This window comes from Flagellimonas meishanensis, assembly GCF_019880545.1.
Classification (GTDB): Bacteria; Bacteroidota; Bacteroidia; order Flavobacteriales; family Flavobacteriaceae; genus Flagellimonas; species Flagellimonas meishanensis.
On record NZ_JAINVW010000003.1, the window covers coordinates 238,321 to 264,532 of the forward strand.

The 26,212-nt window shown below is 39.6% G+C and carries 23 protein-coding genes; 22 read left to right on the plus strand and 1 reads right to left on the minus strand.

Annotated elements, in window-relative coordinates:
* Positions 1-207: 207 nt before the first annotated feature.
* Positions 208-471 (plus strand): hypothetical protein, encoded by a 264-nt coding sequence (locus K7G75_RS09015; RefSeq protein ID WP_222983925.1) that lies wholly within the window; start codon positions 208-210, stop codon positions 469-471.
* 57 nt (positions 472-528) lie between these two features.
* The gene (locus K7G75_RS09020; RefSeq protein WP_222983926.1) at positions 529-1,914 is read left to right on the plus strand and encodes a phenylacetate--CoA ligase family protein; all 1,386 of its coding nucleotides are present in this window, start codon (positions 529-531) and stop codon (positions 1,912-1,914) included.
* Positions 1,915-1,937: 23 nt separating this feature from the next.
* Here K7G75_RS09020 and K7G75_RS09025 read toward each other — a convergent pair whose 3' ends face one another.
* Entirely contained in the window at positions 1,938-2,561 is a 624-nt protein-coding gene (locus K7G75_RS09025) for a sugar transferase (RefSeq protein ID WP_222983927.1), read from the minus strand.
* Between the two features lie 304 nt (positions 2,562-2,865).
* On the opposite strand from K7G75_RS09025, the gene K7G75_RS09030 reads away from it, so the two are divergent.
* From K7G75_RS09030 to K7G75_RS09125, 20 genes are all read left to right on the plus strand, one after another.
* Positions 2,866-4,926: a hypothetical protein gene (locus K7G75_RS09030; RefSeq protein WP_222983928.1), complete on the plus strand. Its 2,061-nt coding sequence runs from the start codon at positions 2,866-2,868 to the stop codon at positions 4,924-4,926.
* 299 nt (positions 4,927-5,225) lie between these two features.
* Complete coding sequence (gene gmd, locus K7G75_RS09035) at positions 5,226-6,341, plus strand: GDP-mannose 4,6-dehydratase (RefSeq protein WP_222983929.1); 1,116 nt, start codon at positions 5,226-5,228, stop codon at positions 6,339-6,341.
* A 2-nt stretch (positions 6,342-6,343) separates the two neighbouring features.
* A complete protein-coding gene (locus K7G75_RS09040) occupies positions 6,344-7,432 on the plus strand; it encodes a GDP-L-fucose synthase family protein (protein ID WP_222983930.1) in 1,089 nt (362 codons plus the stop codon).
* 42 nt (positions 7,433-7,474) lie between these two features.
* Positions 7,475-8,800: a flippase gene (locus tag K7G75_RS09045; protein WP_262420305.1), complete on the plus strand. Its 1,326-nt coding sequence runs from the start codon at positions 7,475-7,477 to the stop codon at positions 8,798-8,800.
* A gap of 101 nt (positions 8,801-8,901) precedes the next feature.
* Complete coding sequence (asnB, locus tag K7G75_RS09050; RefSeq protein WP_222983932.1) at positions 8,902-10,752, plus strand: asparagine synthase (glutamine-hydrolyzing); 1,851 nt, start codon at positions 8,902-8,904, stop codon at positions 10,750-10,752.
* 111 nt (positions 10,753-10,863) lie between these two features.
* Positions 10,864-11,490, plus strand: coding sequence for a CatB-related O-acetyltransferase (locus K7G75_RS09055; protein WP_262420306.1), 627 nt, complete (start codon positions 10,864-10,866; stop codon positions 11,488-11,490).
* Between the two features lie 424 nt (positions 11,491-11,914).
* A complete protein-coding gene (locus K7G75_RS09060) occupies positions 11,915-12,661 on the plus strand; it encodes a hypothetical protein (protein ID WP_222983934.1) in 747 nt (248 codons plus the stop codon).
* Between the two features lie 8 nt (positions 12,662-12,669).
* Positions 12,670-13,833: a hypothetical protein gene (locus tag K7G75_RS09065; RefSeq protein WP_222983935.1), complete on the plus strand. Its 1,164-nt coding sequence runs from the start codon at positions 12,670-12,672 to the stop codon at positions 13,831-13,833.
* Positions 13,834-13,925: 92 nt separating this feature from the next.
* Positions 13,926-14,804, plus strand: coding sequence for a glycosyltransferase family 2 protein (locus tag K7G75_RS09070; RefSeq protein ID WP_222983936.1), 879 nt, complete (start codon positions 13,926-13,928; stop codon positions 14,802-14,804).
* 6 nt (positions 14,805-14,810) lie between these two features.
* Positions 14,811-15,929 (plus strand): non-hydrolyzing UDP-N-acetylglucosamine 2-epimerase, encoded by a 1,119-nt coding sequence (gene wecB / locus K7G75_RS09075; protein WP_222984995.1) that lies wholly within the window; start codon positions 14,811-14,813, stop codon positions 15,927-15,929.
* Between the two features lie 20 nt (positions 15,930-15,949).
* Positions 15,950-17,140 (plus strand): UDP-N-acetyl-D-mannosamine dehydrogenase, encoded by a 1,191-nt coding sequence (wecC, locus tag K7G75_RS09080; RefSeq protein WP_222984996.1) that lies wholly within the window; start codon positions 15,950-15,952, stop codon positions 17,138-17,140.
* Between the two features lie 14 nt (positions 17,141-17,154).
* Positions 17,155-18,120: a hypothetical protein gene (locus K7G75_RS09085; RefSeq protein WP_222983937.1), complete on the plus strand. Its 966-nt coding sequence runs from the start codon at positions 17,155-17,157 to the stop codon at positions 18,118-18,120.
* A 110-nt stretch (positions 18,121-18,230) separates the two neighbouring features.
* Entirely contained in the window at positions 18,231-19,289 is a 1,059-nt protein-coding gene (locus tag K7G75_RS09090; RefSeq protein ID WP_222983938.1) for a glycosyltransferase family 4 protein, read from the plus strand.
* Positions 19,290-19,617: 328 nt separating this feature from the next.
* Positions 19,618-19,968 carry a CatB-related O-acetyltransferase gene (locus tag K7G75_RS14770; RefSeq protein ID WP_262420307.1) on the plus strand — a complete coding sequence of 117 codons (351 nt, stop codon included), beginning with the start codon at positions 19,618-19,620 and terminating at the stop codon, positions 19,966-19,968.
* Between the two features lie 12 nt (positions 19,969-19,980).
* On the plus strand, positions 19,981-20,994 hold the full coding sequence (locus tag K7G75_RS09100; RefSeq protein WP_222983940.1) for a polysaccharide biosynthesis protein: 1,014 nt from the start codon (positions 19,981-19,983) through the stop codon (positions 20,992-20,994).
* Positions 20,984-21,412 carry a sugar epimerase gene (locus tag K7G75_RS09105; RefSeq protein WP_222983941.1) on the plus strand — a complete coding sequence of 143 codons (429 nt, stop codon included), beginning with the start codon at positions 20,984-20,986 and terminating at the stop codon, positions 21,410-21,412. The genes K7G75_RS09100 and K7G75_RS09105 overlap by 11 nt, the downstream gene beginning before the upstream one ends.
* 5 nt (positions 21,413-21,417) lie before the next feature.
* Complete coding sequence (locus K7G75_RS09110; protein WP_222983942.1) at positions 21,418-22,560, plus strand: polysaccharide biosynthesis C-terminal domain-containing protein; 1,143 nt, start codon at positions 21,418-21,420, stop codon at positions 22,558-22,560.
* 21 nt (positions 22,561-22,581) lie between these two features.
* A complete protein-coding gene (gene wecB / locus K7G75_RS09115; protein WP_222983943.1) occupies positions 22,582-23,715 on the plus strand; it encodes a non-hydrolyzing UDP-N-acetylglucosamine 2-epimerase in 1,134 nt (377 codons plus the stop codon).
* Positions 23,703-24,905 carry a glycosyltransferase family 4 protein gene (locus tag K7G75_RS09120; protein ID WP_222983944.1) on the plus strand — a complete coding sequence of 401 codons (1,203 nt, stop codon included), beginning with the start codon at positions 23,703-23,705 and terminating at the stop codon, positions 24,903-24,905. The genes wecB (K7G75_RS09115) and K7G75_RS09120 overlap by 13 nt, the downstream gene beginning before the upstream one ends.
* A 43-nt stretch (positions 24,906-24,948) precedes the next feature.
* Positions 24,949-26,199 (plus strand): GNAT family N-acetyltransferase, encoded by a 1,251-nt coding sequence (locus tag K7G75_RS09125; protein WP_222983945.1) that lies wholly within the window; start codon positions 24,949-24,951, stop codon positions 26,197-26,199.
* Positions 26,200-26,212 lie beyond the last annotated feature (13 nt).

Consider the following 26,212-nt stretch of genomic DNA (forward strand, 5'->3'; position numbering starts at 1 on the left):
ATAGATTTTTTTGACCTTTAACGGATTTTAAAATCTCTCGGATCCGTTTAGTGGTAATTTTACTTTGGATACGTGGGAACACTTCTGTTCGCATTATTTTTGTGTGTGATCAAGAATATCATTGTTTTTCTGTTGTTGGGTTGCACGATTTTGTTTTGGTGTTGTGGTGCTCATTTGTTTCAAAAAGAGAAATCGACCCAGATACGTGTGATCAACAGTTCAACGAATAGTTTTACCCATGTTTCCATGTTCTCCATGCCATTTAAGGATTTGCAACCAGGTGACAGTTCGGAGTTTAGGCTGCTCAGATATGATTCCTTAAGGCATGACCCGTTGATTTATTGTGTAAGTGGGGGCGTCAACTACGGGCGCTATTTAAAAATTCCCGAGGAGGGAGTTGATAAATACACTTACGTGATCGACAGTATCGGAAATGGACTGTTGCATATAAGCTCACGGGAGGGATTATAAGTTTTGATTTTTGATAACCATGTATAAAATGTTTCCCCACAAGTAGTTATACCCAATATGATAAGAACATTGGAAAAACTTCGCAAAGGTGCTTTTTGGACCCTCGATTGGCTTAAAGGTGCTCGAGTGTGGAAGCATTACAGGGAAATTACATATATTCAGGGCAACCCACTTTCCCAAAGAGCCACGGCAATCCGACAGGAACACCTTTCCAAAATATTGGACCATGCGGTGAGGACGGTCCCCTTTTATTCAGCACTGGCCGCAAGGAAAATGGACTTGGCAAAGTTTCCAATCGTTGACAAACAATTGATACGAGAAAACTTTGAGGCATTCCGGAGCGATTCCTATAAAGACAAACACACCCATCAGGTGTTGACGAGCGGTTCCACCGGTAAACCTTTTAAAATCCTTCAGGACAAAGCGAAGCGTGACCGCAACACTGCGGACACTCTTTTTTTCGCCAAGCGAGCAGGATACAATGTTGGTGCACGGCTTTACTATTTGAGATTATGGGATAAACAGTACCAAAAAGGAAAAATCAAGTCCTTTGTGCAGAATATGGTCACTTATTCCGTTGATGAGCTTAACGATTCAAATTTGGCCAAGCTAGTAAGTGAATTGAACAAGGACAGGTCTTGCATTAACATCTTGGCTTACACCTCAGCCTTGCAGACCATCTGCGATTATTTGGAAAAAAACAATGCGGAACCTTTAAAAGGAAGGTTTTGCTCCATAATTGCCGTTGCCGAGGCACTTGGAAACGACGTACGGGAACAGATTGGCAAATACTTTGGTGTGGAAGCCATATCTAGATATTCCAACAGTGAAAATGGAATTTTGGCGCAACGGTTTCCCAAAACCGAATCCACGTCATTTGAGATTAATTGGGCCAGCTATCATGTTGAACTTTTAGACCTCAATGAGGATAAACCGGTGGAGTTGGGGAAACCTGGCAGGATCGTGGTGACGGATTTGTTCAACTACTCCATGCCCATGTTGCGGTATGACACTGGCGATGTTGGGATTATGGAAAAGGATGTAATCAGTGGCCATCTTACGTTCACCAAAATTGAGGGAAGAAAGATGGATATGTTCACCAATACCAAAGGCGAGTATATTTCATCACATATCATTCACCATATCCTTCAATTTAGGGGGATTGAACAATTTCAGTTCATACAGGAAGATTTTGATGAATATGTGATCAAATTGAAAGCATCAAAAAAGTTGGATGAGGAAGACGAAGGGGCACTTGTGAGGCAATATCAGGGATATTTTGGTCCTGAAGCCCATATCTCACTCATTTATGTAGAGGATATTCCGTTATTACCATCCGGGAAAAGAAAGCTGGTATGGAACAATGCCATCCTTAAGCAGAAAAAATTGACAGAAAGGAAATCGGAGGAATTATCCGGGTCTATCCCTGAACTCAACCCATGAAAACCATATGGAGGCTTACCGTATTAGTCCGAGAGCTTCCCCTTCCTGTAGGTATCGAAGTCCGGCATTCCAGATTCCGCATCCAACGCCACATCTTTACGTGTCAAGACTTTTAGGGCTGTTTTAAAAATGATTTTAATGTCCAATGCAAAGGAAAGGTTTTGGACGTACTCAATATCCTTTTGCAGCCTGGTGTCCCAATCCAAATTGTTTCTCCCGGAAATTTGGGCCAGTCCAGTTATTCCTGGCCTAACCGTATGCCTAATCTGTTCCGCTTTTGTATAATAAGGAAGATATCTGACCCGCAAGGGTCTGGGCCCAACCAGGCTCATGTCACCTTTTATAATGGAAAGGAGTTGGGGAATCTCATCCAAGGAAGATTTTCTGAGGAAAGTTCCAAATTTGGTCACCCGAAGCTCATCTGGCAGTAAATTCCCTTTCTCATCTTTCTTATCCGTCATGGTCTTGAATTTTAGGATATTGAAAATCTTTTCATCCCTACCGGGACGTGGTTGCTGGAAGAAGGGCTTACCATTGTTTACGAATAGCAATAGGAACCAAATCAATACAAAAATTGGAAAAAGGAATATGAAACCAGTGGTGCAAAGAATAAGATCTAAAAGCCTCTTGAAAAAAACCTGGTACATTCTGTTGGGTTATTAATTGGGTCGTGATATCTTTACGGTACTAAAGTAAAAACTAAAACTAATCTGGAGCCATTTCCGTAGGATTTATGTCAACAAATAATTGACGAGGGAATTGGGGCTTGGCTCCCAGAGGTTGTTAAAAGGTGTTAAATAATACTGTATTTCATCGATAAACTCACTTCGCCGAAAACTTTTTTGGGGATATCTGCGTAAAGTGAATGTATTTCGTCGAATAATTGCGTTTTTGAACGAATTTACTTTTGAGTTATAGTATTTTTAAGACCCAAATGAATTTAACAACCTTATGAAAATTTCATATCCCCACCTACCTACTATGCTTTTTATGGTCGTTTTTTTGCTCACTTTTGCATCCTGTGAAAAAGATAGCGACCTTTTTTACGAGGCGATCATAGAACAAGAAGAGGAAATTGAGGAACAAAGTGATTCTCAAGATGGTACTTCAGATGGTTCAGACAACGATAATGAAGCCAATGGCGGAAACAGTGGTTCTGATGGTCCTCCTCCTCCTCCAGAGGATCCGAATTTTGAAAATACCAACAAAATTTCTGGAGTCTACTATCCTAAGTCTGCAGCGGATATTTCGGACCCGAATTATGCCGAGTATAAAGCGGTTATTAACAATTCTTTCGATTGTTCAGGTTGTACATTTTCTGAAAATCAGACCATCGAACCTGCAGGAGGTATCATTACCGGAACAAATATCAATTTGAACGGAGCTTTTATTGAGACCGCTTACAAGCAGGCTTTTTCTCCTGAGGTAACGTTTACGGAAATATACAGCAAATCCAGATTGACTCCCGAAATTTTTGGTGGGAATGGAGGGGACAACATTGCTGATGATGCTCCAATATTGGCTATGATAAGGAATAGTACTTATGCTTTGGGAGCAACAAATGCTGTTTACATAAAAAATCGAGAAGACACATATAATAGAGCTGGAGAATTCAATTGGAACATGAATGGAAGTATCGTAAGAACTACCAACTCTTCTAATTTGAGTCATGGAGGTGACGTCAGTAATCAAACTAAGTACCTGTTTAAATTCCAGATTCCCGTACTCGTTTTATATGATGGTGAGTTTGACGGTCAGGATTTAGCTAGTAGAGCCATTTACATTGTCAACAATGAGCGATATGATATTAGAAACATTCATGTCCATAACTATCTTGCACCTGCAGGGGCATACGCACGAGGCACGGGGATTAAGTGGGAAATTGGAGATAATTTTGTGGAAGGGCAGTTTCATGGAAACGTCATTGAAAATATAGGTGCTACGACTGATGGAAATGCAAACAATGCGCCCTATGGAATAGCTAAGGCAATTTCGTTTCATATAAAGACAAACAACGAATCAAATCTGTATTTTTCCGGAAACAGATATGAGAACATCTATGGTGACGATGCTGAGGGATTCATCAATAATCGAGGTTCTGGTTATAGTTATGCTAATAATAAAACCAACTTTTACTTTGAAAACGATCAGTTTATTGCATGTCAAAGGCGAGCGGTTAAAGTAAATGCTTCAAATGTTCATTTTAACAATTGTCTTTTTAGAAGTGCTACAAATCCACCTATATTCAATGGTGCCCAAGCGGCGTTGGTAAATGTTTTTTCCATTTCAAGCGGTCAGGAAATACGTAATATAAGAATGACAAATTGTGATGTTGAGATTGTTGGTGAATCATCAAATAGCGCGTTCGCTGTCACCGATGCTACCGATGCGGTATTCGAATACAATACATTTAGTGCGAATTATATAAGAAGTAGCGGTTCAGTCGGTTTTGCAGCCAACGGTACCCAAAATGGATTGTATGATGGGTACTTGGACAATTCTGTAATCTTTAGAAACAACACCATTGAAAATCTCCGTATTAATCTTGGGGTAGTATATAACCCTCAGAATGGAGGCCCAATTGTTGAAAATAATATCCAGAACCTTACACTGGATAGAAGTGTAGGATTGTACTGGGCGGCATTACGTCTTGTTTCAACTTCGGGACAGAGCAACGACTTCACATTGAAAGACCATACCGTAAATGTTGACATTCAATCAACTACAGGCCTTAATCTATTTGGCGGTGTTCTAAATACGCAAGGATCGGAACCAAAAAACTTAACTTTTGATAACGTTGCCATCAACTATAGTGGAGGTTCTCCTGTTTATGCATTTGCCTATACGGGAAAGAATAATACTTCAGCAGATTTTGATAACTCAAATATGATAAAGGATTGTTCCATTTCAGGTGCAAGTGGAAATGGAGCTATTTTTGTCAAAGGTTCAGATAAATCGGTAGTAATTCAAAATAGCTTTGGGGACAATAATTCTGCAATAACTACTAATTAATTGTTCGATGTATTTTTGATACCATTTCTTTGGTATTCTAAAAATAAACTTTTAAAAAAGAACTGCATAAATTGCAGTTCTTTTTTTATCCAATTGAGATCTAGTCCTTTTATATCTTCAAAACTAAAACTGCTTGTTTTTGAATGTAGACTTGAATAACTTAATTCATTGCTGAATTTGGCACAAACCATTTTTATTGGTTCTCCGATTATTTCAACCAAATAATTGACCCTTTAAAGTATTAAACTTTGGATAATGCGGTTTAATAATCATCTTTGTGTCTCAAAACAAAACAAAACGTGACAAAAAAAGCATTGATTACAGGGGTGACCGGCCAGGATGGCGCCTATCTTAGCGAATTTCTTCTGAAAAAAGGATACGAGGTACATGGTCTTAAAAGACGTTCTTCGCTATTCAATACAGACCGTATTGATCATCTATACCAAGACCCTCATGTAGAAAACCGAAATTTTATCTTGCATTATGGGGACATGACGGACAGTACTAACTTAATTCGGTTGATTCAGGAGATTCAGCCAGATGAAATATACAACCTAGCTGCTATGAGCCATGTCCATGTCAGCTTTGAAACTCCGGAATATACGGGTAATGCCGATGGCTTGGGGACTTTACGAGTTTTGGATGCGGTTAGGCTTTTGGGATTGGAGAAAAAAACAAGAATATATCAAGCATCAACCTCTGAGCTCTACGGAAAAGTGCAGGAAGTACCTCAAACTGAGACGACACCTTTTTACCCTAGAAGCCCATATGCCGTTGCGAAAATGTACGCCTATTGGATTACGGTAAACTATCGGGAGGCCTACAGGATGTTTGCTTGTAACGGAATTTTGTTCAATCATGAGTCGCCTATTCGAGGGGAGACTTTTGTGACAAGAAAAATTACTAGAGCCACTTCCCGAATCGCCTTGGGATTGCAGGATAAGCTTTATCTCGGGAATTTGGACGCCCAGAGAGATTGGGGTCATGCGAAAGACTATGTTCGAATGATGTGGATGATTTTACAGGCCGATGAGGCCGAAGATTGGGTTATCGCTACGGGCAAGACCACACCTGTTCGAGAATTTGTGCGAATGAGTTTCAATGAGGTAGGGATAGAATTGGAGTTTAAGGGAAAAGGCGTGGATGAAAAGGCCTATGTTAAAGCTTGCAATAACCCTAAATATCAAATTGAAATTGGTAAGGAAGTGTTGGCGGTAGATCCCAAGTATTTTAGGCCAACGGAAGTGGACCTTTTGATAGGGGATGCCACCAAAGCCAGAACCAAGTTGGGTTGGGTACCTGAATATGACCTGCAAGGACTTGTAAGCGATATGATGCAGAGTGATGTAAAGCTCATGCAAAAGGAGCAATATCTCAAGGAAGGTGGATATCGAATTCTCAATTATTTCGAGTAAGTATGGAGGTCGGCGCCAAAATTTATGTGGCTGGTCATCGAGGTTTGGTGGGCAGCGCCTTGATCAATAACCTTAAGTCCAAAGGATACACCAACATTGTTACCCGGACCCACTCGGAATTGGATTTGACCAATACCTTTGAGGTTGCTGAATTTTTTGAAAAGGAAAAGCCCAAGTATGTCTTTTTAGCCGCAGCCAAAGTAGGTGGTATTGTCGCCAATAATACCTATAGAGCAGAATTCATCTATGAAAACTTGATGATTCAAAACAACGTGGTGCATCAGAGTTATCTTCATGGGGTAAAAAAGCTGCTCTTTTTGGGGAGTACCTGTATTTACCCCAAGCATTGCCCGCAGCCCATGCGGGAAGACTATTTATTGACTGATGTTTTGGAATATACCAATGAACCCTACGCTATTGCCAAAATCGCTGGAATAAAGCTTTGCGAAAGTTACAACCTACAGTATGGGACCAACTTTATTTCGGTAATGCCTACCAATTTGTATGGGCCCAATGACAATTTTGACTTGGAAAGATCCCATGTGCTGCCGGCATTGATTCGCAAAATCCATCTGGGAAAAGCACTTGAGAAAGATGATTGGGACACCCTTAACCAGGATTTGGATAGACTACCCATTGAAAACATTTCTGGTACAGCTTCCGAGGGCGCAAAGTTGAAAATTTTGGAGAAATACGGCGTGCAAAGAAATCAGGATGGGGCTGTCACTGTTGAAATATGGGGTTCGGGAAAACCTAAACGAGAGTTCCTTTGGTCAGAGGAAATGGCCGATGCTTGCGTCTTTATCATGCAGGAGCGGGATTTCTCGGATACCTATGGAGAAAATCAGAAGGAAATTCGGAATACCCATATAAATATTGGAACTGGAGTTGATATTTCCATAGGGGATTTGGCCAACGAAATCAAAGAACAAATTGGTTTTAAGGGGGCTTTTAGTTTCAATACCGATAAACCCGACGGGACGATGGTAAAGCGCACCGACGTAACCAAACTGAATCGGTTGGGCTGGAAACATTCCATTGATATTTCAGATGGGATAGGACTAATGTATGAATACTATCTGGCTCAATAGCCATTTACAATTAAATTCAATTAACCTCTATCTTTCGCTAAATTGATTGCCAAACTCTCATCGTATTTAAGGAACAACTCGGGTTTTACAAAATACCTAAAAAACACCTCCTGGCTAATGTCCGAAAAGGTAATACGACTCTTGATTGCCTTGAGTATTGGAGTTTGGGTAACACGATATCTTGGTCCAGACCAATATGGAATTTTGAGCTATGCACAGAGTTTTGTAGCCATTTTTGGGGCCTTTTCCTCTCTTGGGCTCAACGATATCATCATAAGGGAATTGGTGAAATCCGATGAAAAGGAGAATGTTATTCTTGGATCCTCATTTGTACTTCAAACTTTGGGTTCAACGCTAATTATTGTTATGATTATGATTAGCATAATGCTGAACAACAATGAGCCAATAACCAATGAAATAATTGTAATTCTAGGTCTTTTGACATTTGTGAAAAGCTTTGACGTTATTGGGTCCTATTTCCACAGTAAAGTCAGAAGTAAGTTTATGGCAATCACGGGACTTGTAGGATTATTGATTTCTTCGGGAATGAAGATATTTTTAATACTCAATGAATTTTCATTGATATATTTTGTTTACGTTCTAGCGTTTGATGTAGTTTTCTTGGCATTTGGTAAACTATGGTACTATAGGAAGTTTGGAAAGTCGCTGTTAAATTGGCGTTTTTCATGGAGCATTTCAAAATCCCTTCTAAATGATTCCTGGCCTTTAATTTTGAGCAGTATTGTAATTTCAGTTTACATGAGGGTGGATCAGGTGATGATTAAAGAATTCTTGGAAAATAGTGATGTGGGTCAATATTCTGCGGCAGTCCGCTTAAGCGAAGCCTGGTACTTCATTCCAACAATTATTTGTAGTTCCCTCTTCCCTGCAATTATTAATGCTAAAATGCGAAGTGATGAGCTTTATAAAGAAAGGTTTCAACGACTTTATAACTTAATGGTTGTGCTTGGGCTTTCGATAATTCTGCCTGTGGTTTTTATAAGCGATTGGATTATTCAAGTGTTATATGGATCAGCATTCAGTGAGTCAGCTGCGGTATTAAATATCCATATCATTAGCAGTGTATTTGTTTTTCTTGGTGTGGCCAACCAGAAATGGTTTATAAGCGAGAACTTTCAAGCGTATAATATTATCTGTTTGGGATTTGGAATGGTCGCCAATGTCTTTTTAAATTTATTTTTGATTCCAAACTACGGTATTATAGGAGCTGCTTACGCCACTTTAATTTCGCAATTCATTGCCTCTGTTCTTGGACCTTTGGTCTTCTCGAAAACAAGAAGTTCATTTTTTATGATGATACGGGCACTCTTTCTTGTTCAGGTATTTAAAGATAAAAGGTTATTGTGATTTAAACAATGAGGATAAATGATTATAGGCTTAGAATTGGTTTTAGGTTGTTAAGTTTGTTCAATTATAGATTCTTATAAACAAAAATTAAAGAAAACAAAATGTGTGGAATACTAGGAACGGTCCCCTCCTCAGAAAATGAATTGTTTGAGAATGCACTGAACACCATGACCCATAGGGGTCCTGATAGCTATGGAATTGAAAATATTGCAGATGAAGTCTCCCTAGGGCACAGAAGATTGTCCATATTGGATGTTTCTGCTAATGGACACCAGCCCATGTTCCATGAAAGCAGGCGATATGCAGTTATTTTCAATGGAGAAATCTATAATTTTCTGGAAATACAAAAGGAACTGCAGACATTGGGTCATATTTTCAGGTCAACCTCGGATACCGAAGTACTGTTAAAGGCCTATATCCAATGGGGAGAGGACTGTGTCCTGAAGTTCAATGGCATGTGGGCCCTGGCCATTTGGGACGCAGAAACAAAAAAGCTGTTCATGTCCCGGGATCGATACGGCAAAAAACCTCTGTTCTATGCCCATATCAACGGAAAGTTTGTCTTTGCCTCTGAGATGAAGGCCATTTTTCCCTTCATGGTCAAACTGGAAGTTTCCGATGATTTCCATTGGATGAAGAAAAATATCTTTTTCTATGAGGCGACGGAAAAATGCCTGGTTAAAGGCATAAAACGATTTCCCGCTGGACATAGTGGACACTATCAAGATGGAGAATTAAAGTTGTATAGATATTGGAACACCTTGGACCATTTGGTGGAGGTTCCTAAGAGTTATGAAGACCAGGTCGAACTTTTTAGGGAATTGTTTATGGATTCCTGTAAGTTGCGAATGCGTTCCGATGTCACCATAGGAACGGCGCTCAGTGGGGGACTGGATAGCAGCGCAACCATAGCGGCCATGGCTAATTTGGCCAAGAACAATAACAGTTATTCCAACGATTGGCAACATGCCTTCGTAGCTTCCTTTCCTGGCACACCCTTGGACGAGTCCCACTACGCCAAATTGGTCACTGACCATTTGGGAATTGGGGCAACGTTTGTGGACATTGATCCATTGAAGCATTGGGACAAGTTGGAGCACTATTTTTATCTTTTTGAGGATTTATATATCACTTCACCCTTGCCCATGATCATGTTGTACGGCACCGTAAAAGAGAACGGTACCACGGTGACCTTAGATGGTCACGGAGCGGATGAACTTCTTAGTGGTTATAAGCAAGGAATACTCGAAAGCCTTTGGGATGCAAGATTCAATTTGAAGGATACCAAAGATATCTTGAACATTTACCAAGGAACCATGAATGAAAATAAAGACCAATTCACTAGAAATTCTTCATCAAGATTGTATTTTGATTATATAATAAGGAAGATGGGAAAAAAGATTATGGGAAAAAAGATGACTTCTATGGATAATAGTCATCCTAATTTCAGCAAACTGGATAATCTTTCCCAGTATCTATATAGTATGTTTCATGAAAATATCTTACCAACTCTTTTAAGAAATTATGATAGATATTCTATGATCAATGGTGTGGAAATTCGAATGCCTTTTATGGACCATAGGATTGTAAGCTTTGTAAATTCCTTGCCTTATTCCAGCAAAATAGGCAATGGGTATACTAAAAGAATAGTGAGAGATGCCCTGGACCCCTATTTGCCCAAAGAGGTAACTTGGAGAAAGACCAAAATAGGATTTAGTTCCCCAATAGTGGATTGGATGCAAAACGATTTGAAAGAATGGTTTTCTGATACTATTCATTCCTTGGATTTTAACAGCTCCGACCTTGTGACCGAGCATGAGCTGATCAAGGCCGAAGCCACCAAAATATTGGATGGTAGTACAAGTGATTACACCTTGGCCACAAAAGTTTGGAAAGAAATCTCTGCTTATATGTGGGAAAAAGCGATTTTAAAGAGTAGAACAAAAGTGTAGTATAAAGCTTTATAGTAATACAACCAAGCACAAATGAAATCTTTCTTAAAGAAAATAGTACTATCTAATCGAATACTTTCATACTTGGCGGTTTCAATAAGAAAAATACAATTGAGAAGAACAAAGCAAATCGTTTTTAAAAAGGGAAGCTTCATTGGTTTTTCCGTAAAATGTGAGGGAAAGAATGCATTTGGAAAAAATAGTGCCATAGTTGGCTCAAAAATAGGGTTTGGCTCTTATATTGCAGAAGGAGCCAAATTGGCCAAAGCCAACATAGGAAGATATTGTTCTATCGGGCAGAACGTTGATTGCATATTTGGCAGACATCCTGCCAACACATTTGTATCCACGCATCCTTCATTTTTTGCCCTAAAAACCCCCGTAGGTTTCACCTATGCAGATAAACAGTATTTCGAGGAGTTTGCGGCACGCCATGAGGGAGGTTTCAGTATAACCATAGGCAATGATGTTTGGATAGGAGCCAATGTATCTTTGATGGATGGTATAATAATAGGCGATGGAGCCATAGTGGCCGCCAATGCGCTGGTAACCAAAGATGTAGAACCTTACACCATCGTTGGCGGAGTACCGGCCAAACCCATTAAGAAAAGATTTACCGAAAACCAAATAAAGTTTCTTTTGCAATTGAAATGGTGGGAAAAACCTGCTTCCTGGATTGAAGAACACGCATCATATTTCAGAAATATCGAGGCCCTGGAAGAACATCTAAATACATAGAGTTGTGAGCACTCCAATAGTTGTTGTCGCATATAATAGGCCGAGGTCGTTGTCCAGATTGCTTCAGTCAGTATCGGAAGCGATATATTCTCATAAGGAAATTGATTTGATTATTAGCATAGATAGGGCTGACAATAACCAGGAAGTTTTTAAAATAGCCGAAGATTTTAAATGGGAATTTGGCTTCAAAAAAGTGGTTTATCAAGAAACGAATCTAGGATTGCGAAAACATATTTTAAAATGTGGGGATCTCAGCTTGAAATATGGGTCGGTGATTGTATTGGAGGATGACCTATTCGTCTCACCAAATTTTTATCTATTTGCAGAACAAGCACTCAAATTTTCTAAAAGGGAACCTAGAATAGGGGGAATATCCCTGTATTGTCATCAACTTAATGTACACACACGCCAAAACTTTAAAGCTTTGGAAGACGGTTTCGACAATTGGTATTTTCAATTTGCTTCCTCATGGGGTCAAGCCTGGACCAAGGATCAATGGGAGGGATTTATGGCTTGGTATGCAGAGAATCCGGATATAGACAATATCGAAAAAGTACCTCGCTATGTCCGAAGTTGGTCACCTAAATCATGGCTAAAGTACAACATCACTTACTTGATTGAAAAAAACAACTATTTCCTGTATCCAAGAGTAGCCGTCGCCACCAATTTTAGTGACGCAGGTACTCATGTGGGCAATGATAGCACAATCTATCAAGTCCCTTTGGATTACGCCACAAATAAAAAGTATCGTTTTTCTTCACTCTGTGAAGCGAAAGCCATTTACGATTCATTCTACGAAAGTGAGGTGCTTTATGAATCTTTGGGCATAGGAAAGGATGAGGTTTGCATTGATTTATACGGGTGTAAATCGAATTCCCATGAGAGATATTTGTTGACCTCTAAGCTGCTGAACCATAAGATAATAAGGTCTTACGGCAAATCACTTAAACCTCATGAAGACAACGTTATTAGAGGGATTGAAGGTAATGAGCTTTTCTTATATGACACGGCCATAGATGTCCAGAACCCAAATAAGCACCGCTGGGATAGGGATGTAAGTTACAATTACAAACAAATACCTTTCAGAACTGTAAGAAAGCTGTTTATTGAGCAGGCATTTGGCAAAGTGCAAAACCTAAAACGAAAAATCTTCAAAAAGCGCCGAAAGTGATTTCCGTAATGCAAAGAATTGGAGTTCCTTATGTGGGGTTGGTTTTTCTTTACCTGTTGAACCCCTACGGTCTTCACATTTATCTTGGTTATCTCTTAATTGGTTTGTTGATTCTTAAGAAAGATTTCTTAACAAGAAATCTAGATACGATTTTTTTAGTTTTACTGTTGTTTTCCATAACCTTCGCTGCTTTCTTTTCATTTGAGCCCAAAGCTGGAAAACAATACATTTTGGTTTATGCCCTGGTTCCCAGTGCTCTCTATTTGATGGGCAAGTATTTCGCCGAAAAACTTGAAGGCAATAGGAACCATCTTTTCTTCTTGTTACTTTTTGCCGGTTGTTTATTTGCTGTGACTCCTATTTTATCTGTCTTCTTTGATATACTTCGTAATGGTTATGGTGTGGTGGACCGGAATTTACCGAGCTTTTGGACCGGTCAGGTCATTTTGGCAACAATTATGGGGTCCCATTTTGCAATAGTTATGACCATACCGGGTTTATTGATACCTAAGGTTAAGAATCTAAGATTGATTTATCGCTTAGCACTACTTGGCATATTTGCGATATCGGTGGCTTGTGTGCTTCGCATTGGAAGTAGGACACAATTAAGCATTTTTTTTATTACGTTTCTTACTGCGTTGATTTATGTAATGCCGAGACAATCTTTCAGAAGAAATCTATTCATGTTCATGATGTTCTTCCTTTTGGTTTTTTATGCCATCAATACCATAAGCTTTGATTTGGATCAAGATTGGTTGTCAGCATTTGCCAACAGAATGGAAGATGGACAGGACTTTGCTTCTGGAGGTGGCCGTACAGACAGGTGGATGAAATCATTGGAGAACCTATTTGAAAAACCTTTGGGATGGAGTGAACATGAATTTGGTCATTCTCACAATCTTTGGTTTGATGTGCTCCGAGTGGGTGGTTTTCTTTCTTTTTTCCTGCTTATTTTTTTTACCACTAGCTCCTATATATCTGTATTCAAGTCTGTTATAAAAAACAAGAAAGCATACGCGCTCAATAACCAGATTATTATTTACACCTTGGCTTTTACCATGGTTTTTATGGTAGAACCAATAATGGAAGGCATGTTCAATCTATTTGCCTTTTTCTGCTTTTTTGTCGGTGTGGTCAAGAAGTATGGTGCAGATAATCCCGTAATTGAATAGTATCATCCAAAATATGCATGGACTTTAATTGTTTACTGTACTTTTGTGGCGGTAAAAAACGCATTTTTCAACCATTGACCAGTCCCCAACATATGAACAAACTTGCGGTTCTTCTTACCTGTTTTAACAGGCGGGAAAAAACAATAGCAGCACTTTCGGCTTTGTTCAAAGCCTATGAAAATTCGGGGAAGAACTGGAATATTTCAGTGTACCTTACGGATGATGGCTCTTCTGATGGAACTTCTGAAGCCGTGAAAACCAACTTCCCAGATGTAAATATCTTGCAAGGTGACGGGTCTCTCTATTGGGCCGGCGGTATGCGCAATTCTTGGGGCCAAGCCGTAAAAGGCGACTACGATGCCTACCTTTTGATGAATGATGATACAAATATCTATCCCCATGTATTTGAGGCAGTAGCGCAGACACATGAGTTTACAGTATCCAATTATGGTCAAGGTGGTGTTTATGTCGGCACCACGGTAGACTCAGTAACCAAAAAAATCAGCTATGGAGGCTCTGTGTTTAGAAACCGCTTTATGGCAACAATGAGACGTGTGAAGCCGGAAGACAAGCCCGTTCCATGCCAATTGGGTAATGCTAATATCATGTGGGTGAGTAAAAATGTTGTGGACCAAATTGGTATTTTATCTGAGGGTTATGTACATGGAATGGCGGATTTTGACTACACTCTAAAAGCTGTAAAAAAGAAAATTCCGGTGATGATTATGCCTGGAATCATTGGAGAATGCATCAATGATCATAGCAATAAATATCTTAAATTCTTTAAACTACCGTTAAAAGAAAGATTTAGGATGCTCTATAACCCTATTGGTTTTGATTTTATTTCCCAAAGCCACCATATGAGAAAGCATTTTCCCCTAAGATTCCCCCTTTTTTTGGCGACGGGATATTTTAAAGTACTGTTTCCACAATTATATTATAATCTATTATATAAAAATCGAAAGCGTTAACATATGTTGAAAAAGAACCTGATTGTATTCGGGACCAGGCCAGAAGCTATTAAGATGGCGCCGCTGGTCAAAGCTTTTCAAAAGACGGAGGAATTTGAAACCAAAGTATGCGTCACAGCCCAGCATCGGGAAATGTTGGACCAGGTTTTGGACTTTTTTGAGATTACGCCAGATTATGATCTTGACTTGATGAAACCCGGGCAGAATTTGTATGGATTGACCGCTACCATTATTACCAGTCTTCAACCTGTTTTGGAATCGTACAAACCAGATTTTGTATACGTGCACGGTGATACCACAACCACCATGGGTTCAAGTATTGCGGGATTTTATTCCGGTGCTAGGGTTTGCCATGTGGAAGCAGGGTTACGGACTTTCAATAAATGGTCACCGTTTCCGGAAGAAATCAATAGAAGAGTAACCGGCCATGTGGCAGATTTTCATTTTGCGCCAACCAATACTTCGCATCAAAACCTTAGGAACGAGGGTGTTCCTGACAAAACCATTACAATTACCGGGAATACAGTTATTGATGCGCTACATGAAAGTGTTGAACGGGTTAAAAATTTGGATTCCGAAGAATTGAACACACTTAAGGAAACCATATCTACGGACAAGCGAATAATTTTGGTTACCGGTCATAGAAGGGAGAACCATGGACAGGGCTTTATCAATATCTGCCAAGCGTTAAAGGAAATTGCTGAAACGTTTGATGATGTGGAAATCGTTTACCCTGTGCACCTAAACCCCAAGGTTCAAAAACCCGTATATGAGCTTTTAGGCGACATGGACAACATTAAATTGATAGATCCCTTGGCCTATCCGGAATTTGTTTGGTTGATGAACAAAAGCCATTTGGTGATAACAGACAGTGGAGGAGTACAAGAAGAAGCCCCAAGTTTAGGCAAACCGGTTTTGGTGATGCGGGATACTACAGAAAGACCGGAGGCGGTGGAAGCAGGAACGGTTATTTTGGTGGGTACTGACAAAGAAAAAATTGTTTCCGAGGCTTCAAAACTGCTTACAGATGACGAAATATATAAAAAGATGAGCAGGTTGCACAATCCTTATGGGGATGGGCAAGCTTGCAAAAGGATTGTAGAATACATGAAAAAGCAACAATAGTGGCAAATAAAAAAGTAACTATGATGGGCTTGGGCTATATTGGTTTGCCCACTGCGGCCCTGATTGCAGGGAAAAAGACCATGGTAAATGGAGTGGATGTTAATCCCAAAGTGGTCAATACCATAAACCAAGGCAAAGTGCATATAGTGGAGCCCGATTTGGAAGAGGCCGTATCAAAGGCGGTGGAAGAGGGATTTCTTAAAGCACATCTGGAGCCTAAGGAAGCTGATGCATATCTAATTGTTGTGCCTACCCCATTTAAAGAAAAAAACGAACCAGACATTTCGTATGTGGAGGCGGCGACAAAGGCCATTTTACCCCTTTTAAAAGAGGGTGATTTGTATATCATCGAATCGACATCACCCATCGGGACCACCGAAAAAATGAAAGACCTCATTTTCGACGCCAGACCTGAACTTGATGGTAAAATATATATGGCATACTGTCCTGAACGGGTACTTCCAGGAAATGTAATGTACGAACTGGTGCATAACGACCGGGTAATCGGAGGTATTGATGAAGCATCCACACAAAAAGCTGTAGATTTCTACTCAGAATATGTACAAGGTAAACTACACCATACCAATGCGCGAACAGCAGAAATGTGTAAATTGGTTGAAAACTCTTCCAGAGATGTTCAAATTGCGTTTGCCAATGAACTTTCCTTAATATGTGATAAGGCCGGCATCAATGTCTGGGAGCTTATTGAATTGGCCAACAAACATCCAAGGGTCAATATTTTACAACCCGGCTGTGGAGTCGGGGGGCATTGTATTGCAGTAGACCCCTATTTTATTGTTTCAGACTATCCCATGGAATCCAAAATAATTGGTACGGCCAGGGAAATAAACAACTACAAGTCCTTCTGGTGTGCTGAAAAAGTACAAACTGAAAAACTGAAGTTTGAATTGGAACATGGCTACAAACCAAGGGTTGCCCTAATGGGTCTTGCTTTTAAACCAAATATTGATGATTTACGGGAGTCTCCTGCAAAATACATTGTTCAAAAAGTTTTGCAGAATGTAAACAACGAGGAATACTTTATTGTGGAACCCAATATAGAGTCACATCACATATTCAAGCTTACCAACTATATGGATGCATTTGAAAAGGCAGATATCGTGGTCTATTTGGTGGCTCATGACGAGTTTAAGGAACTGCCGGGGAATACCTCAAAAAAAATCTTGGATTTTTGCGGGGTTTTAAAATAGAATCATTCTAGAAAATGAAAGCAGACCCAATCATATTTATCCACTCTGGAAAGCAAAGGCATCTGGAAATTGCCCTTGATCATTTAACCAGAAACAACAAAGAAGCGGAAATTATTCTTCTGGGAGATGAGTCCAATAAGGATATTACAAATGTTTCCCATCACTTAGTAAAGGACTACTTTAAAAGTGCTAAAGAATTCGAAGAGCTCCATTACATCCACATGTCAAAGAACACGTATCAGTTCGAACTTTTTTGTTATCAAAGGTGGTTTGTGCTCCAAGAATTTGCAGAAAGAAATAAGATCGAATATTTCTGGTATTTGGACAGCGATTTTTTGGTGTTTGACGATCTTACGGAATATCTCATGGAACAAGTTAGGGATTCTTCCTTGGATGTAGTTGGTTTTGATAGCACTAGATCGGGAGATGGAGATAGTTTCATGCCCTGCTTCAACAGAATGAGTTTAAAGGCAGTCAAAGAAATAACCCGTTTTTTTATCTGTTCCTATGAAGACAAGGAAATACTCTCAAAACTGCGTGCAAAGTGGAAAAACCATCACATAAAAAAACTTGCTGGCGGTATATGTGATATGACTCAACTAAAACTTTTTTTTGACTTATACAACACCTCATTAACCGTATTTGACTCTTACGATTTGAGTTTGGGTTCCGTTCCCGATGGAAATATCAATTCAGAACTAAACTATTTTCAGAATGGGGAACGATTCAAAACCTTTTTGGGGATGAAGTATGTGGAAATAAAAGACGGTAAGGCGTTTGGTTTTTTGGAAAATGGCAATCAAGTTCGATTTTTAGGAAGTCATTTCCAGGGAAGAGCTAAGGGGAAGATGGTTCATTATTCCAAAGAAAATTATACACCTAAGAATTTCTCCAATATCGCTACTTCTTTGTTCGAGAACTGGTATAAGAAACTAAGGATGTCCATGATAAAAAAGGCCAAAAGAATTATGGCAAGCTAAAAGAAGAAGCAATGATATTAGAAATGGGATTAGCACAATTGTTATTACGTGAAAGCGTTAAAAAACACAACCCTATTTCTCAAAGAGTTTTCAATCCAAGCTGAAATAGAATGCGTAGAGTCCTTTTCATAACATATAAACTACAAAACTATAGGATACCCATATTTGACCTAATAGGAAAAAGTGGAAATATTGACCTGACTATTGCTCATTCCGCTGAAAAATCAGACTATCGAGGAGAGAGTTTTGTGGAGACCATTGTGGACTATAAGAAGATTGGAAGTTTTACGTATTACGATAGAAAGTTTCAAGAATTTATCGGACAGTTCGATGTTGTAGTATGCATGTTCTATTTGTTTAACCTTTCCTTTTTGAAGCTGGCACTTAGAAGAAAAGTAAAACTGATTTTCTGGGGAATCGGTGTGCGTGCATCATATGATGAAAAATTTGATTCACCTACTTTTATGAACAACATCAGATATTTTTTGGCAAGGCGTTCGGATGCCATGTTATTCTATTCCGATTATGCCAGGAACAAGTACATTAAAAAAGGAATTCCCGCCGATAAGCTTTTTGTGATGCACAATACCGTTGAGGTCCTCCCTGCGGACAGCAAGGCTATTAAGGATAAGCTTTTGTTTATTGGGTCTTTATATAAACAAAAGAAAATATTCGAATTACTGGATTCCTATAAAAACGCCATGGGTAAGTTCGATGGGGAGCCCAAAAGTTTGCATATTATTGGAAAAGGTGCAGAGTTTGATCGAATAAACGAATGGATACAAAATCATCAACTACAAGAGCATATTATTTTGCATGGGGCCATCTTTGAAGAACATAGGTTAAAAGAACTTTTTTCATCGGCATTAGCCTGCATTTCTCCTGGACAGGCAGGTTTATCTGTACTGAAAAGTTTCGGTTACGGAGTACCATTTATTACCCACGAAGATGCTATTACTGGAGGGGAAAGATTAAATATTGCCAATAACCATAATGGAATCCTATTTAGGGAATATATAGTGCTGGATGACATCATCTTAGAAATATTCAAAAACCCGAACAAGTATGTAAGGATGGGAGAAAATGCAAAAGAATTCTACGACAGTCAGAGAACTCCTGAAATTATGGCAAAAGGGTTTGTCGAAGCGGTAAACTATGTAATGAAATAATGCGTTGAACTAAGTATACTTAAAAGTAAGACCTATGAGAGCTTATTTGTCCTCGTTCCTTTCTGCCAAAAAAATCACATACCCGTTAGTTTCTGTCTTTGCTTTCTGGACCAGGGACTGTCAATTCACTAAATCCTCAGAAATAAGAAGCTTTGCTGTACTTAATCGTTCAAAGGTGGGAAAGTACTCTAGAATAAATTCCAACTGTAAGTTGGTGCTTACCAAGGTCGGAAATTTTACAGCTATAGGCAAAGATTCCATTTTAGGATTTGGAAGACATCCGCTTAATTATGTGTCTACCAACTCTATCTTTTATAAAAAGGGTAGAATGCGAAACGATTGGTATACGCCTATCGACTTCATGACCAACCTTCCTATAACTATTGGCAATGATGTGTGGATAGGGCGAGATGTAAAAGTAATGGATGGGGTAACCGTTGGTGATGGCGCTGTAGTGGCCGCTGGAGCCATAGTGACTAAAGATGTCCCTGCGTACGCTATAGTAGGTGGTGTCCCGGCAAAGGTCATCAAATACCGGTTTGATGAGCAAACCATTCTAAGGTTGTTGGAATTACAATGGTGGAACTTTTCGGATGAAGAAATCACCAAGCACAAAGATTTTTTCAATGAGAAAGATTTGACACCTGAGAAAATAGATAAACACTTTAAGAAAGTATAAAGCCAGAAAGTTATGTTCAAAGGCAAAACATTGTTGATTACAGGAGGAACGGGGTCGTTTGGCAATGCCGTGTTGGATCGCTTCCTCACTACGGATATTGGTGAAATACGCATCTTTAGTCGTGATGAGAAAAAGCAGGACGATATGCGGACCCGATTGAAGAACCCCAAGATAAAGTTCTATATTGGTGATGTTAGGGATTTCAACAGCATCAATCACGCTATGCGAGGTGTGGATTATGTCTTTCATGCTGCGGCCTTAAAGCAGGTCCCGTCCTGTGAGTTTTTTCCCATCGAAGCAGCAAAAACCAATGTGTTTGGAACCCAAAATACCATCGATGCCGCGGTAGCCAACGGAGTAAAGCGCATTATTTGTCTTAGTACAGACAAGGCGGCTTATCCAATCAATGCTATGGGTATCAGCAAGGCTTTGATGGAAAAAGTTGCTGTGGCAGCTTCACGGAACATTGCCGAAAACTCTACCATCGTTTGTCTTACGAGATACGGCAACGTAATGGCTTCTCGGGGGTCGGTGATTCCTTTATTTGTTAACCAAATTAAACAAGATTTGCCCTTGACCGTCACAGATCCCAACATGACGCGTTTTTTGATGTCCTTGGAAGATGCGGTGGATTTAGTGCTTTTTGCTTTTGAGCACGGAAATCAGGGAGACCTTTTTGTGAACAAGGCACCCGCCAGTACCATTGGAGATTTGGCCAAAGCCCTAAAGGACATTTTTCAATCCGATAATGAAATAAAGGTCATTGGTACCCGACACGGGGAAAAGTTGTACGAAACACTCTGTACCCGAGAAGAAATGCAAAAAGCAGAGGATATGGGGGAGTTTTATAGGATACCAGCGGATAACCGTGATTTGAACTACAGTCGATATTACTCTGTGGGTGAGAAAGATATAAATGTCATAGAAGATTATCACTCCCACAATACGGAGCATTTGACTAATGAAAAGCTAAAAAACACCTTATTGAATCTTGATTTTATCAAAGAACAATTACATGATCAGTGATTTTCTGATAGAGGGAGATACATTTATGGATGATCGGGGTACGTTGCGGTTTGCAAATACCTTTGATATGTCCGAGGTGGTTCGGTTTTACGAGATTTTACCAAAAAATCAGGATTTCATAAGAGCGTGGCAAGGACATCAGTTCGAAAAGAAATGGTTCCATTGCATTTCAGGTTCCTTTGTAATCAATCTGGTGGAAATAGACAACTTTAAAGCTCCCTCAGAAGAGCTAGTTCCTGTTAGGATTGAACTCGATTCTTTCAAACCCAATGTTTTGGCAGTTCCTAGTGGCTACGCAACTGGAATTAGGGCAAATACGCCAAATTCAAGATTACAAGTGTTTTCAAACTTTGGATTGAGGGAATCTTCAGAAGATGATTACAGATATCCTTTGGAGAAATGGTCCGCACAATGGTAGATACAATGGAAAAACATAGGATAGGAATAACAGGGCAGGCGGGTTTTGTAGGTAACCACCTCTACATGACACTCTCACTTCGGGATGATGTGGAACTCGTTCCTTTTGAAAGGTCATTTTTCCACGAGATGGATGCACTTGCCCAGTTTGTCTCCAAATGTGACACGGTGGTGCATTTAGCTGCAATGAATAGGCATGAAGATGAAAATGTCATCTATGACACCAACATCAAATTGGTTGAAAACCTTGTTGCTGCCTGCAACAAAACAAACGCAACGCCACATATTGTTTTTTCATCATCATCCCAAGAACTACGGGACAACCTTTATGGACAATCGAAGAAAGAGGGAAAACAACGTTTTGTGGATTGGGCCGAGGAATCAGGGGGGAAATTCACCTCCCTGACCATTCCAAACGTTTTTGGACCATTCGGAAAACCTAATTACAATTCTGTCGTAGCCACTTTTTGTCATAAAGTAGCTCATAATGAGGAGCCTACAATCATTAATGATGGTGAGGTCGGGCTTATTTATATCAATGATTTGGTAAAGGTTTTTATCGACACCATTTATGGGTCTCAGGAAGAAAGCCCCATTGGACAAAACAGTTACGAGGTCAATATTGAACCGAAACATTATTTGAAAGTTTCCCGAATCCTTGAACTATTGAATAGTTTCAAAAAAAATTATATGGAAAATGGCATTTTTCCGAGTTTGGAGGATCATTTTGAAAAATCCCTTTTCAATACCTTTAGATGCTATATTCCAATCTCACATTATCCAGTGAAGTATACCAAACACACCGATCCAAGAGGAAGCTTTGTGGAAATAGCAAGGACCCAAACTTCGGGACAGTTCTCATTTTCGACCACGGTCCCGGGGATTACCAGGGGCAATCATTTTCACACGCGAAAAGCAGAACGCTTTGCTGTGATTAAAGGTAAAGCCCGTATACAATTGAGAAAAATTGGAACAACTGAGGTCATCAACTATGATTTGGATGGGGATGAACCTGCCTATGTGGATATGCCGATATGGTATACCCACAACATAACCAATACAGGAAATCGGGAATTGATAACACTTTTCTGGATCAATGAACCCTATGACCCCGAGGATGCCGATACATATTTCGAGAATGTTGAATAACCATTGCTAAAACATCAACGATTGAAAAAACTTAAAGTACTGACCGTAGTAGGTACCCGACCTGAAATAATTCGCTTGGCATGCGTGCTGAATGCTTTGGATGCCAATGAAGCCATTGAGCATACTTTGGTGCACACTGGTCAAAATTATGATTATGAGTTGAACGAGATATTTTTTGAGGATTTCGGTATTAGAAAACCCGACCACTTTCTTGGGGCTGCGGGAAAAAACGCTTCAGAAACTGTTGGCAAGATTCTCATCAAAATAGACCCTTTATTGGAGGAAATAAACCCTGATGCCTTTTTGGTCTTGGGTGATACAAACTCTTGTCTTTGTGCTATTCCGGCCAAAAAGCGCAAAATACCGGTGTTTCATATGGAAGCTGGGAATCGCTGTTTTGACCAACGGGTTCCTGAAGAAACCAATAGAAAAATTGTGGACCATGTGGCCGACATTAACCTAACATACAGTGATATTGCCAGGGAATATCTTTTGCGGGAAGGACTATCACCAGATAGGGTCATCAAAACGGGAAGTCCCATGTATGAGGTACTTCATCAGTTCAAGGACAAAATAGCGGCTTCCAACGTTTTGGAAGATTTGGGTTTAAAAAAAGGGCAATATTTTGTAGTTTCTTCACACAGGGAAGAGAATATCAACAATCCCAAGAATTTTGAGGGTTTGATTACGGCACTCAACCAAATTGCGGAGGCATATGATTATCCGGTGATTGTTTCCACACATCCCAGAACAAGAAACATGTTGGATTCCAAAAAGGTGAAGGCGCACAAGAACATCCAATTTTTAAAACCCCTTGGTTTTTCGGATTACAATGCCCTTCAAATAGATTCCTTTGCGGTTCTTTCGGATAGTGGGACCATTTCTGAAGAATCATCCATCCTAAATTTCAGAGCCCTGAATATTCGCGAAGCACATGAACGTCCAGAGGCCATGGAAGAGGCTTCTGTAATGATGGTCGGACTAAATCCCGAACGTATCATTCAGGGATTGAAAGCGCTCGAAGTACAAAAACGAAATCCTGACAGGAATTTCAGGGAAGTTTCAGATTACGCCATGCCCAACGTAAGTGAAAAGGTGGTGCGAATCATAATCTCTTATGTGGATTATGTAAATCGGGTTGTATGGCAGAAGTGAAAAAGGTGGTTTTTGTTGCTTTGGGGTTTCCCAATCCTGAGATGAGAAGATTTTTGTATTCCAATTTGATGCTAGAGTTTAGCAAAAGGGGCCATGAGGTCTTCGTGATAGCTGCAGATGACGAGGGGAAACAATCCAAAATCACCGTGGAAAGGGGATTAAAGATTCTTAGGGTACCCTCACTAAAGCTTTATGGAACCGGGAATTTGCTTAAGGGACTTTCAAATTTGTTGTTGCCGTATCTTTACAAACGGGCATTGAAAAAACATAAGATTCCCTTGGATTTTGATGTAATCATAATGCCAACCCCGCCCATTACTCTGATTGATGTGGCATTTTGGCTAAAGAAAAAATCAAAGGGAAAACTGTATTTAATCCTGAGGGATATTTTCCCCCAAAATGCAGTTGATCTTAAAATGATGAAACCCAATGGTCTCATACATTCTTTTTTCAGAAAGAAGGAAATCAAACTCTACAAAACTTGCGATGGCATTGGTTGCATGTCCCCAGCCAATGTAGAATATGTAAAAAAGCATAACCCCTATTTAGACCACTCCAAACTGCACTTACTACCCAATTGGGCCGATCTTCAGGAAATTGTAGAGGCGGATACCGAAGCTACCAAGGAAAAGTATGGTCTAAAAAATAAAGTGATTGCCATTTTCGGAGGAAATATGGGACTGCCACAGAAATTGGAAAATATCATCGACTTGGCGAAAAACTGTCAAGAGCTTAATGATTTGGTCTTTTTTCTTGTGGGAAAGGGCACCGAACAACAACGCATTGCTAAGCTGGTTTCGGAACTAAGCCTAGACAATGTCATTATCAAAGATCACCTACCGAAAAAGGAGTACAACGAAATCTTGCAACTTTCAGATATTGGGTTGATTTCCTTGAGTCAGGATTTTACCATTCCCAACTACCCTTCCAAAGTGTTGGCCTATTATCAGTTTAAAAAGCCGGTTCTGGCCTCTGTGGATTTGAATACCGATTTCGGTACCATGCAAGAGGAGATTGGTTGTGGCTTTTGGTCTGAAGCTGGCGACACAACGGCATTTAAGGAGAATCTTTTAAAATTATACAAGAACAAAAAACTAAGGGATAAGATGGGCCAGCGCGGATTTGATTATATGGTTGAAAACCTCACTCCAGCGCGTGCATTTGAAACCGTTTACGCAACTATTGAATAGTTCATTTTTTTTCAGTTGATTAGAAAATAGAAATCGTACCTCAATGATAAAGCACAATCCTTTCAACACTGACAGATTTGAGAAAATCTGGCTCAAGTATTTCAAGGGGTCCATACCTCCAGTACGATTTGATTTCATAAAAGGGGTTAGTTTTTATAAGGACAGCAAACTTCCACTCTATATCAATGTGGGGAGAAATGTTACCAAAGGATTTTATTATACCATTGAACAGGAGAAAATTGCCAAGTTTAGCCATGTATTGCTAATTCGAGACGTACCAACCTATTTTGAAGTTCCTGAAATAAAGGGCGTTAAGGGAATAAAAGCACTACGGGCCCGTCAGTACAACGGCTATCTGACTGATTTGACCAAATACCCGACATTTGATGATTTTCTTAAGGACAAATACACTTCGTCCAACAGAAATGTGTTAAGAAGAAGATCCAAGGGGTTGGCTGGAAGTTTTGATATCAAACACCAGTTTTATTACGGTTCAATAGATGCAGAAACTTATGATTTGGTCATGAACAAACTTCATGAGTTGCTGATAAAAAGGTTCTCCCAAAAACAGACCGAATATCATGTGTTGTCCAAGTGGGATTACTTTAAGGAGCTGATGTATCAGATGATTTTGGAAAAAGAGGCCCATTTGTATGTTATCTATGACGGTGAAGATCCCATAGGAATATATTTGAGTATAAGTTTTGGTGATATCATATCCGGGGCGATTCCCGTCTTTGATACAGATTATTCAAAGTTTGGACTTGGTAACATTTTGACTGTCAATTTGATAAAGTGGTGTTTAGAGAATCAAATAAAAATATTTGATTCTTCAAAAGGGGATTACGGGGAGAAGGATAAGATTAGTGATCTAAAATATTCCTTTGAGTACCACATTCTGTACAGTCCTAAGTCGCTTAAATCGATACTCGTAGCTAAAAGCCTATACTTCTTCTTCAGAACCAAGCAGTTTTTAAGGGAAAAACAACTGCATTCCGTTTATCACGACCTAAAGTACAGACTAAGACCAAAGAAAAGCTCCAAGGGAACGAATGTCGGTCCTAGATATGAGTTCTCAGAGATTGACAGTGTTGTTTTCGACATGGAGGGGATGCAAAAAATCGATATTAATGAGGAGGAATTCGCATTTCTGAGAAAGATGGTCTACAATTTCCTATACAAGACCAGTGACCATATAAACGATGTACAGATTTTTAAATCCAGCAGTGCTGATCATTATTGGATAGTCGGAAACAAAAAGATGCTACATGTAGAAGAACTCAAGGAATCTTGATAGAGCATCCCTA